The sequence below is a fragment of the Ameyamaea chiangmaiensis genome, from assembly GCF_013376175.1.
GTDB classification, from domain to species: Bacteria; Pseudomonadota; Alphaproteobacteria; order Acetobacterales; family Acetobacteraceae; genus Ameyamaea; species Ameyamaea chiangmaiensis.
In genome coordinates this window covers 1-10,925 of record NZ_JABXXR010000102.1, presented here as the reverse complement: position 1 = coordinate 10,925, position 10,925 = coordinate 1, and the positions used below count along the sequence as shown (strand labels likewise).

The following is a 10,925-nucleotide window of genomic DNA, read 5'->3' as shown; positions in this document are numbered from 1 at the left end:
CGCGCCAGCGCGCGCGCAGGCGTTCGATCATGCCCCAGTCAAAGTCCGCCGCGCCGCCGATCGGACCCGCGCCGCGTGCGAACAGGCCGATCCCGCCGGTCGGCAGTACGTTCAGGATCGCTGGATGGCGTGTGTCGCGCAGCGTGCGTCCCATCGTGCCAATCAGCCAGCGAGGATGCCGCAGCGCGTCCAGCACGAGTTGCGGGGTCGCGCGAACTGGCATGGCATAACCCGCGCGTGTCTCGGCCAGTCGACGTGCCGCGACCGGTACGTCGACCGTGACGGCGAGCACCGGGAAGCCGGCGTCCTGCACACGGTCGGTCATGGCGTCGACCACGCCCGTATCGGCGGGCAGATAGGCCGCGAACCACGCGGCCGGATTGATGCGGATGATGTCCTCGAGCGGCGTGATGGCGTTCGCGCTGAGCATGTAGGGAATGTTCGCCGCCCGCGCGCAGGCCGCCATGATCCGGTCGGCGTCGTAGGCCAGCACCGCCGCTCCCCCCAGCGGCGCGATGCCAAACGGCAGGGCATAGCGCTGACCGAACAGGGTCACGTCGGTCCGCAGGTCGGATACGGGGCGAAGGCGGCGCGGCACCAGTCGGTAGGCGTCGAACTGTTGCCGGTTCCAGCGCAGGCTGCGCTCCTCCCCCGCTCCGTTGCGCAGATACGCATAGGCCGCGCGCGGTAGGCGGCGGCGGGCGGCGGCCTCGAAATCGGCCAGACACAGGAAACGCGACGACAGGGAAGGGGCAGGCATCATCAGGGGCATCCGGACGGTGGAGCCTTGTTAACGCGCACGCCCTGTGCTGCGTCGCGATGACGTTTGCGCGTGGCGCGGGGGCCGGTGCCTTCACGGTCGCCCGGTCGCGGGGCAACCTGCATCGGGAGACAGCGCGTATGGGCAACGGGAGGGACGGGCAGAATGCCGGAGCGGAGTGAATGCGCGATATCGTGATTCTTGTGGTGTGTGGCGTTGTCGCAACTGCCGTCCGGATCGTCTGGCGCGCGTGGACGGGGGCCGCGGCACCCCGTTCGCGCCCGGCTTTCCGGCCGGAACGTCCGGCGCCAAAACCCGAACCCGCGCCCGAGCGGGAACCCGAACCCGAAGCCGGCCCTCTCGCCGACCTGTCCGACGACGCCCCGCCGTCCGGTGCGGCGTCGACCCGCGTTGCCGACGGGCTGGATGTCGAATCGGCGGCGGCCAAGGGACAGGACGGTGAACGGCGCGTGGCGATGCTGCTGCGGCGCCTGAACCGGCCGGTGCTGAACGATGTGATCCTGTCCGACAGCCAGGGGCTGACGCAGGTCGATCACATCGTGAAAATGCCGTGGGGACTGGTGGTGATCGAGACCAAGAATTATGGCGGCTTTGTCACCGGTACACCCGATCCCGGCGTCTGGAAGCAGAGCTTCCGCCATTACGGCAGCGACAGGTATTACCTGTTCCAGAACCCGCTGCGCCAGAACACGCGCCACGTCTCGGCCGTGCGGGAGATCTGCCGCCTGCCCGAACACGTCGTCCCGTTGGTGGTCTTCGCGGGCAAGGCGCGGACCAGCCCGCGTATTCACGCGCGGATCGTTCGCATCGCGTGGCTCGTCACATGGTTTGGTCAGCGGCCGGAACTGCCGTTCATCAGCTATCAGCGCCTCGATGATGCGTGGGACAGCCTGAAAATAAATGCCAACGCCAACAGCCATCGCCGAGAGGAACATCTGGCCGCGTTGCGGGCGCGGGCCTGATGGGTGTCCGATGCGTCGCAGCCCCAGGGTCGTGTGGCGGTGCGGTCGGTGATACCGTGTCGGTCCAAGGCTCGTTATGGAATCCGGATGTGAAGACGCTTATTCTCGCCGCCCTGTTAGCCTCGACCGTCACGCTGCAGGCAGCGCAGGGCCAGACCGCCCCCAGTCCGCGCTGCGACAACGGGCGCTTCCTCGCCGACCAGCGCGCTTTTGACGAGGGCGCTCCCCGCACTGACAGGGCGGAGCATCTCTGCGGAACGGTGGTCGCCGTGGCGCCGGCGCGCCATACCCGCAGCGGCATGCACGGCTTTTTCTACCTGTCGGTCGGGCAGGGCGTGTCGATCCGGATCGTCTCGGACCTCGACCGGATGAATGCCCCGGCATGGCCGTGGGTGGCCAAGGGCGATCAGGTGGAGGTGGTCGGCCGTTACTATTTCGACTCGCCGCGTCGTCAGGGGATCGACTGGACCCATCACGGCACCGGGCGCACATGGCCGGTCGAGGGCTTCGTCACTGTGAACGGCACAACCTATCGATAGGCGGGGCAATCCCGGTCCGCCGGTCTGTCCATTCAGCGGGCGGGCTTACGGGCAAGATAAAGCGGGCTGACGAAATGGCGTCGAACGCTGCCCCCGAACGCATCGTCGACCAGGCGAGCCAGAGCGTCGAGCAATACACGGCGTCTCTCCGGGGTGGCCCGTATGACGTTTGAAAACGTGGCTGCCAGCGACTGGACCCCGACGGCATCCATGTCGATCGTCCAACGCACGATCTCGGACTGCACGTTTTCGAAGCCGGCGTCCTGCAGGTCGGCGACCCGCGCCGCCACGTCCAGTCCGAAGGGTCTTTGGCCGCGTTCCCAGGAGGGCGAAGTCTGCAACCCCTTGAACAGCGACGTCGCACGTTGATGGAAGGCGTCCGGATAGTCGGGGTCACCGAACACGGTCCACCACATTGCCCAAACGCCGCCAGGACGTAACGCCTGATGCACTCGTCCCAGAGCGTCGACCTGCGGGAGCCAGTGGAACGACGTCGCGGCAACACCCAGATCGTACGATGCTGGCCCCAGCAAGGCTTTTTCCCAAGGCTCGACGATGATCTCGCAGGTCGCTCCTGCCGCCTCCGTGCGTTGTGCAAGAAGGCATGCCAGACGCGCGTCCGGTTCGACCGCCGTTAGATGTGCTGGTTTGTCCCGCAAAAGCGCGACAGTCGCCTTGCCGGTACCGGCACCGATTTCGAACACGCGCGCACCGGCGACAGGCATGTAGGCCCGGAGCGCGGTGAACACAGCGGCGGGATAGGGTGGTCGCGCCTCGTCATAAAGGGCCGGGTCGTTGCCAAACACCTGACGGCCATGCAGCAACGGCTCGGACATAGACAGGGCCTGCCTCCCGCAGGGACGGCGATAAAGGAAAAGCCCCGCCGTCAGGCGGGGCTCTGGTGATCAGTCGGCGGTTTCGGCCTCTTTCTCGTTCCCGCCTTCGTCATTCTCGGCCGACGAGGCCGAGGGCGGGGCGATGAAGTCGAACTCCAGCTTGCCGTCCTGAAGGCCGATGCGCACGGCACCGCCCTTGACCAGACGACCGAACAGAAGCTCCTCAGCCAACGGCTTCTTGATGTGCTCCTGAATCACGCGGCCCAGCGGCCGTGCACCATACAGACGGTCGTATCCCCGGTCGGCGAGCCATTCCTTGGCGGCCGACGAGATCTCGATCGTGACATTGCGATCGGCAAGCTGTGCCTCGAGCTGCAGCACGAACTTCTCGACCACGCGTCCGACGATGTCCGGCGTCAGGTTGGCAAACGGGATGATCGCGTCCAGACGGTTGCGGAACTCGGGGGTGAAGATGCGCTTGATCGCCTCCTCGTCCTCGCCCGCACGGCTGTCGCGGCCGAAACCGATGGCCTCCTTGCTCAGGTCCGCTGCGCCCGCGTTGGTGGTCATGATCAGGATCACGTTGCGGAAATCGACCGTCTTGCCGTTGTGGTCGGTCAGGCGACCATGGTCCATCACCTGCAACAGCACGTTATACAGGTCCGGATGCGCCTTCTCGATCTCGTCGAGCAGCAGTACCGCATGCGGGTGCTGGTCGATCGCATCGGTCAGCAGGCCGCCCTGGTCGAAGCCGACATAGCCCGGCGGGGCACCGATCAGGCGCGAGATCGAATGCCGCTCCATGTACTCCGACATGTCGAAACGGATCAGCTCGATCCCCAAGGTCGCGGCGAGCTGCTTGGCGACCTCGGTCTTGCCGACGCCTGTGGGGCCGGAGAACAGGTAGTTGCCGATCGGCTTTTCCGCGTCCCGCAGCCCGGCACGCGACAGCTTGATCGCCGCCGTCAGTGCCTCGATCGCACGGTTCTGGCCGAACACCATGTTCTTCAGGTCGCGCTCGAGGGTGCGCAGCGTTTCCTTGTCGTCGGCAGACACGCTTTTGGGCGGAATACGCGCGATTTTGGCCACGATGTCTTCGACATCGCGCAGCGTCACGGTCTTGCGGCGCCGGTTCTCCGGCACCAGCATGCGGGAGGCGCCGACTTCATCGATCACGTCGATCGCCTTGTCCGGCAGCTTGCGGTCATGAATATATTTCGCCGCGAGCTCTACCGCCCCGCGCAACGCCTCGTCGGTGTAGCGAACCTTGTGATGGCGCTCGTAGTTGGTCTTCAGGCCACGCAGGATCTTGATCGCATCGTCGACACTCGGTTCGGCCACATCGATTTTCTGGAACCGGCGCACCAGCGCCCGGTCCTTCTCGAAGTGCTGGCGGAACTCCTTGTACGTCGTCGACCCGATGCAGCGCAGCGTGCCCGCCGCCAGCGCGGGCTTCAGCAGGTTCGACGCGTCCATCGCGCCGCCCGACGTCGCACCCGCGCCGATCACCGTGTGGATCTCGTCGATGAACAGGATGCCGCCCGGATTCTGGTCGAGCTCCGTGACCACGGCTTTCAACCGCTCCTCGAAATCGCCGCGATAGCGCGTCCCGGCCAGCAGCGCGCCCATGTCGAGCGCGTAGATGGTCGATTTCAGCAGGACCTCCGGCACGTCGCCCTCGACGATCCGCTTGGCCAGTCCTTCCGCGATGGCGGTCTTGCCCACGCCGGGATCACCGACATACAGCGGGTTGTTCTTGGTGCGGCGACACAGGATCTGGATCGTGCGCTCGATCTCGGAGTCGCGGCCGATCAGCGGATCGATCTTGCCGTCCTCGGCCTTGACGTTGAGGTTCACGCAATACGTTGACAGCGCGTCCTGGCCCTTTTTCTCGGCCTTGCCGCGTTCCTCGCGCTCGGTCGGCTCCCCGCTCTCTTGTCCCGCGACGGGGCGGCGCGTCGTCCGGTCCGGCGCCTTGGCGATGCCGTGCGAGATGAAATTGACCGCATCCAGACGCGTCATGTCCTGAAGCTGCAGGAAATAGACGGCATGGCTCTCACGCTCGGCGAACAGGGCGACGAGGACGTTCGCGCCGGTCACTTCGTCCCGGCCGGTGGACTGGACGTGAATGGCCGCGCGCTGGATGACACGCTGGAACGCGGCGGTCGGCTTGGGTTCAGTAACGCGATCGGCGGCCAGGCCGGCCAGGTCCTTGTCGAGGAACTCGGTCAGGTCGCCGCGCAGCTTGCCGAGATCGACGCCGCAGGCGCGAAACACGCCGACCGCGTCGTCGTCGTCGACAAGGGCCAGCAGAAGATGTTCGAGGGTCGCGTATTCATGCTTGCGGTCCCCGGCCAGGGTCAGGGCCCGATGCAGCGTCTGCTCAAGATTTCGTGACAACATATCAGACGCTCCTGTTCGATGGGTCATCCATCCCGGCGGCTGCCGTTCCGGCCGACACGTTCACGCACGGATCCAATGTGGGACGTCGTGGACCGCTATGCGAGAGGAAACATATCGAAACTGTGTTACAAACGGCGAATATGCCGATGATTGACGCCGACCGCTCCCGTTTCAATCCTTTTCGATCGTGCACTGGAGCGGGTGCTGGTTCTGGCGGGCCAGGTCCATCACCTGCGACACCTTGCTTTCGGCGACCTCGTACGTAAACACGCCGCACACGCCGACCCCGCGCTTGTGCACATGCAGCATGATGCTTGTCGCCTCGTCGCGGTTTTTCTGGAAAAAACGTTCCAGGACATGAACGACGAATTCCATCGGCGTGTAGTCGTCGTTGAGCATCAGCACCTTGTACATCGCGGGCTTGCGCGGTTTGGTGCGGGCGCGGATGACAACCGACGTGTGTGTGTCGTCGTCGTTGCCACCGGTATCACCCTCGCGGCGGGTGGGACCATTGCCGCCATGGGCGACGCACGACAGCTCGACGGCAGGCGCGTGTCGCACGGCGTTGCGATCGGAGGCGGTGAGGGCGGATCGATACGACATCATAGCCCATCATATTGGGATTTTGTGGCGCGACGGAAGGGGTTTCCCGGCGATAGCCCGCACGGGGGCGCCCCGCGCCGGGCCGAAGCGGGCGGGAACGCCGACGGGGACAGGTATCTTTCGAAGCGCGGCCCGCGAAGCGACGGTCTCTTAACGATATTTTAGCTGGACGAACGCAAAGTGGACTCTCTACGGTGCACCGATAAGGTGCGTTTGGGGGCGGTCGATGAAGCTGGGCACGATGCGGGGATGGTTGCGCGGTCGGGGTACTGCGGCATGCTCGTCCACGCAGGGCGCGACGCCGAGCGCCGTCCATGCCGGCGCGCCCCGCTGTTTCCGATCCGATCCGCGTCGCACCGTGGCGCTGGCCCGGGCTGCCGGCCTGCTCGCGTGTCTGACGGGGGGCGTCCTTGCCTCCGCGCGTCCGGCACATGCACAGTACGTGGGTCAGATCAGCGCATTCGTCATCGACTCGCGCACCGGCGCGGTTCTGTCGCAACTGAACCCCGACCTGCGCCGCTATCCCGCCAGCCTGACCAAGCTGATGACGCTTTACGTGGCGTTCAAGGCGCTGCGCAACGGACAGATCACGCTCGATCAGGCCGTGCCGGTGTCGGCGCATGCCTCGTCGATGGAGCCGTCGAAGCTGGGGCTGGTGCCGGGCACCTATCTCACCGTGGAGCAGGCCATTCTCGGTCTCGTGACCAAGTCGGCCAACGATGCGGCGTGCGCTCTAGGCGAACTGATCGCGGGCGGGGACGAAAGCCGTTTCGCGGCCATCATGACCCAGCAGGCGCAGGCGCTGGGTATGACAAACACGGTGTTTCGCAACGCGTCGGGCCTGCCGGACCCGGAACAGATGACCACCGCGCGTGACCTGTCCACGCTGACACGCCACCTGATCGCCGACTTCCCCGACGATTACCATTATTTCGCGGTTCCGGGCTTTCTGTTTCACGGGCACCTCGTCCCCAATCACGATCCGATGCTAAAAATCTATCCCGGTGCTGACGGGCTGAAGACGGGTTACACGGCAGACGCGGGCCATAATCTGGTGACGTCCGCGGTTCGCGACGACGTCCGGCTGGTCGGTGTCGTCATGGGCGCCCGCACGAATCCGCAGCGCAGTGTCGTGATGGCGCATCTGCTCGATGACGGTTTTGCGCAGGAAGGCGTGGCGCCGGTCGTGCGTCCGCTGGTGATGGCGCGCACGCGTCGTAGGTTCGGCGGTCGCGCGGCGATCGCGCTGGCGGCGGCGTCCCGCTCCATTGCCGGAAGTGCACCGGCCGAAGTGGCCGAGCTGCCTGAAACGCCCCGGCACGGACAACATGGCCGTCTGCGTCATGTGGCCGCCCCGCCACTCAAGCATGCGGCCGACACGGTGCGGTCACACGCGCCGGCATCTGCCCATGGCGCGCATGTCCGGCTGGTCAGCACGCGCGTTCCCGCTCACCCGGCCCACCGCAAGACACGCGGCTGATCGGGCGGACAACGGCCGGGGATACGCTCCGGCCCGGGTGGACGTTCGGGTGTATCGTGGCGCCGTTTCATGCGGTGGCCCTTGCAAGGGGGCTGTCGGGCGCGCATTTTGCGCCTGACCAGTGCGCCTGATGGGTGGCGCGGACAGCATGAAAGGGGTCGCGATGGAAGGCGACATGGAGGAAGGGCGGATCGTCCTTCATACGGACGCCGATTTCGTCGGCCTCAGGGCGGCCGGTCGGCTTGCCGCCCAGACACTCGACATGATCGCACCGCATGTCGTGCCGGGCGTCACGACCGAGCATCTGAACACCCTGATTCACGATTTCATGCTGGCCCACGACGCCACGCCGGCGACGCTGAATTATCGCGGCTATCCCAAATCGAGCTGCATCTCGATCAATCATGTGGTCTGCCATGGAATCCCTGGCGAGCGCGTGCTTCTGGACGGTGATATTCTCAACATTGACGTGACGGTCATCCTCGACGGCTGGTTCGGCGATTCCAGCCGCATGTATGCCGCAGGCACCCCGCCGCGCCGGGCGGTCAAGCTGATTGACGTGACGTACGATTCGCTGATGAGGGGCATTGCCGCGGTTCGTCCCGGTGCGACCCTCGGTGATGTCGGGCACGCGATCCAGCAGTTCGTCGAAGCCCAGCGCATGTCGGTGGTGCGCGACTTCTGCGGCCACGGCATCGGTCGCACCTTCCATGCCGCGCCGAACGTGCTGCATTACGGAAAGCCGGGCCAGGGGCTGAAGCTACGCGAAGGCATGGTGTTCACCATCGAGCCGATGGTCAATCTGGGTCGCCCGGACGTCAAAGTTCTCGACGATGGGTGGACCGCCGTGACGCGCGACCGTTCCCTGTCCGCGCAGTTCGAGCACATGATTGGTGTGACGGCCGACGGTTGTGAGATTTTCACGCTGTCCGAAGCCGGACTGGCACGACCGACTGCGCCCGACGAACGCGCCTGACGCCGTCGCCTGATTTCCCTGTTCCTTCAAGCGTGAGTTCGCGGATGCCATCGTGCCGTTTTCCCTTCGTATCCCTTCTGGTGTCGGGATGCGTCCTGTTCAGTGCTGCCCCGTCGGCGATGGCTGCCCCGGACGCCCTGAGCTTTGACGGCGCACGCACGGCGCTGCCACCCTTGGCGCCTGCCGAAGGGCAGCACGGCATGGTGGTCAGCGCCCATCATCTGGCGTCGGAGGTGGGAGCGAAGATTCTGGCCGAAGGGGGCAACGCGGTCGATGCCGCCGTGGCGGTGGGCTATGCTCTGGCCGTCGTCTATCCAGCGGCAGGCAATATCGGCGGCGGCGGGTTCATGACGCTGCGCACGCCTGATGGACACGCCTATTTCGTCGATTTCCGCGAACACGCGCCGCTGGCGGCATCGGCCGGCATGTATCAGGACGCGCATGGCAACGTGATTCCAAAACTGTCGACGCTGGGCTGGAAAGCGGTCGCCATACCCGGCACCGTCGCCGGTCTCGACATGGTGCTCAAGCGTTGGGGCAAGCTGCCGCGCGCCACGGTGATGGCACCCGCGATCGCGCTCGCCCGCGACGGTTTCGTGCTGGAGCCGGGCGATGTGCAGTTGCTTCACACGTCGACCCAGGCGTTTGCGCAGGATCGCTACGCGCGGACGATTTTCCTGCGTCCCGACGGCAGCGCGTTTCAGGCCGGCGACCGGCTGGTGCAGGAAAACCTCGCCCGGTCCCTCGAAGCCGTGGCGAAGGACGGCCCGGACGCCTTTTATCACGGGCCCATCGCGCGTGAGATCGTTCGGGCAAGCACAGAGGGCGGCGGCATCCTGCAGGCCAACGACTTCACCGCCTATACGCCGCGTGTTCTGGCGCCGATCACCTGCACCTATCGCGGCTTTCATATCGACACGGCACCGCCACCCAGCGGCGGCGGCGTTGCAGTATGCGAAATCCTGAACATCCTGTCGGGCTACAACCTGCATGACGAGGGGCTGTATTCGGCCGCGGCGGCCCGGCAGGAAATCGAGGCCATGCGCCATGCCTATTCCGACCGCCGCGATCTGGGCGATCCCGCCTTCGTGCGGAACCCGATCGCGCATCTGACCGATCCGGGGTATGCCGCGAGCGTGCGCGCCGCCATTCCGGCGTCCGGTGCCGTGTCGTCGGACTCTCTGGCGCCCGGCGCGCCGCAGCCTGAAAAGCATGAAACCACCCATTACTCGATCATGGACCGCAGTGGCTATGCGGTGGCCGTGACCTACACGCTGAACGGATGGTTCGGCGCGAAGGTGATGGGCGGCACGACGGGCATTTTCCTGAACGATGAAATGGACGATTTCTCGTCCAAGCCCGGCGCGCCGAACATGTTCGGCATCGTCGGCAGCGTCGCCAACGCCATAGCGCCGGGCAAGACACCACTGTCGTCGATGTCGCCGACGATTCTCTCACGCGATGGCAAGCCGGTCATGGTGATCGGCAGCCCCGGTGGCTCGCGTATTCCCACAATCACGTTGGCGGCAATCCTGGGTGTGGTCGATTATGGCCTCGACATCCAGCAGGCGGTCGATCTGCCGCGTATCCATGAACAGTGGCAGCCGTCGCAGATCGAGGCCGAGCCCGGCTCGCTCAGCACCGTCGTGCAGACCAGCCTGACCGAGCAGGGCTATCAGATCATCCCGCATGAGCCCTGGGGCGCTGCGGAGGGTGTTCTGGCCGGTGGTCCCGCGCTGGGCCGGACGGGAACGGCGGCCTTTTACGGCGGGTTCGACCGACGCCATTCGGGCGGGGCTGCCGTCGGCGAGTAATCGCGAACGCGTTCCGGGCGTGTCGGGTTACGCCGCGACCAGACCGCGCATCGGGCTGGCGGTCGGCCCCGGGAAGATCATCGCGTGGGCCGAGGGCGGGATGGCCAGATGGTCCTGCAGCACCCCCAGCGCGACCGACCGCACATCGGTCGTGGGCGCAAGGTCGCGGTTTTCGAACAGTGCCGGTCCGGCCAAGCCGGGCCATGTGCCCGCAACCCGGCCGCCGCGCACGGCACCACCCAGCAGAAACGCCACGGTCGCCGTGCCGTGGTCGGTGCCGCCCGTGCCGTTAATCCGCGCGGTGCGCCCGAATTCTGTCATCACCAGCACGACCGTCCGGCGCCAGGCGTCGTCGCCCAGACCGTCACGCAGTGCGATCAGCCCGTCGTCAAGCTGGCGCAGGGGTTGGACCAGCCTGCGTTTCTGGTCGGCATGCGTGTCCCAGCCGCCGGCCTCGAGTGCTGCGATACGCGGGCCATCTGGCGCGGCCAGCAGGCGCCCGCAGGCTTGCGCCAGCAGCGCAAAACTGCC

10 protein-coding genes are annotated in these 10,925 nt (G+C 66.0%); 5 read left to right on the top strand and 5 right to left on the bottom strand.

Annotation, left to right across the window (positions count from 1 at the left end):
- Nucleotides 1–763: alpha-hydroxy acid oxidase (locus tag HUK82_RS11730; RefSeq protein ID WP_176614134.1), on the bottom strand; the 763-nt coding region annotated here is incomplete at its 3' end.
- 179 nt (nt 764–942) lie between these two features.
- Here HUK82_RS11730 and HUK82_RS11725 point away from each other — a divergent pair.
- Both HUK82_RS11725 and HUK82_RS11720 read left to right on the top strand, forming a co-directional pair.
- Nucleotides 943–1,743 (top strand): nuclease-related domain-containing protein, encoded by an 801-nt coding sequence (locus HUK82_RS11725; RefSeq protein ID WP_176614133.1) that lies wholly within the window; start codon nt 943–945, stop codon nt 1,741–1,743.
- A gap of 89 nt (nt 1,744–1,832) precedes the next feature.
- Nucleotides 1,833–2,282 (top strand): hypothetical protein, encoded by a 450-nt coding sequence (locus tag HUK82_RS11720; protein WP_373318280.1) that lies wholly within the window; start codon nt 1,833–1,835, stop codon nt 2,280–2,282.
- A gap of 32 nt (nt 2,283–2,314) precedes the next feature.
- On the opposite strand, the gene HUK82_RS11715 is transcribed toward HUK82_RS11720, so the two are convergent.
- From HUK82_RS11715 to clpS, 3 genes are all read right to left on the bottom strand, one after another.
- Nucleotides 2,315–3,118 carry a class I SAM-dependent methyltransferase gene (locus HUK82_RS11715; protein ID WP_176614131.1) on the bottom strand — a complete coding sequence of 268 codons (804 nt, stop codon included), beginning with the start codon at nt 3,116–3,118 and terminating at the stop codon, nt 2,315–2,317.
- A 69-nt stretch (nt 3,119–3,187) separates the two neighbouring features.
- Nucleotides 3,188–5,521: an ATP-dependent Clp protease ATP-binding subunit ClpA gene (gene clpA, locus HUK82_RS11710; RefSeq protein ID WP_176614130.1), complete on the bottom strand. Its 2,334-nt coding sequence runs from the start codon at nt 5,519–5,521 to the stop codon at nt 3,188–3,190.
- A gap of 171 nt (nt 5,522–5,692) precedes the next feature.
- Entirely contained in the window at nt 5,693–6,127 is a 435-nt protein-coding gene (gene clpS / locus HUK82_RS11705; RefSeq protein ID WP_246495533.1) for an ATP-dependent Clp protease adapter ClpS, read from the bottom strand.
- 223 nt (nt 6,128–6,350) lie between these two features.
- Between clpS and HUK82_RS11700 the strand changes: the two genes are divergently transcribed.
- The 3 genes from HUK82_RS11700 to ggt all read left to right on the top strand — a co-directional run bounded on the left by HUK82_RS11700 (nt 6,351) and on the right by ggt (nt 10,394).
- Nucleotides 6,351–7,604, top strand: a complete 1,254-nt coding sequence (locus HUK82_RS11700) for a D-alanyl-D-alanine carboxypeptidase family protein (RefSeq protein WP_246495531.1) — start codon at nt 6,351–6,353, stop codon at nt 7,602–7,604.
- A 163-nt stretch (nt 7,605–7,767) separates the two neighbouring features.
- Nucleotides 7,768–8,580 carry a type I methionyl aminopeptidase gene (gene map / locus HUK82_RS11695; RefSeq protein ID WP_176614135.1) on the top strand — a complete coding sequence of 271 codons (813 nt, stop codon included), beginning with the start codon at nt 7,768–7,770 and terminating at the stop codon, nt 8,578–8,580.
- Nucleotides 8,581–8,624: 44 nt separating this feature from the next.
- A complete protein-coding gene (gene ggt, locus HUK82_RS11690) occupies nt 8,625–10,394 on the top strand; it encodes a gamma-glutamyltransferase (RefSeq protein ID WP_176614129.1) in 1,770 nt (589 codons plus the stop codon).
- Nucleotides 10,395–10,421: 27 nt separating this feature from the next.
- Here the strand turns inward: ggt and HUK82_RS11685 are convergent.
- The coding region (locus HUK82_RS11685) for a DUF1501 domain-containing protein (RefSeq protein ID WP_176614128.1) at nt 10,422–10,925 on the bottom strand (504 nt) is incomplete at its 5' end.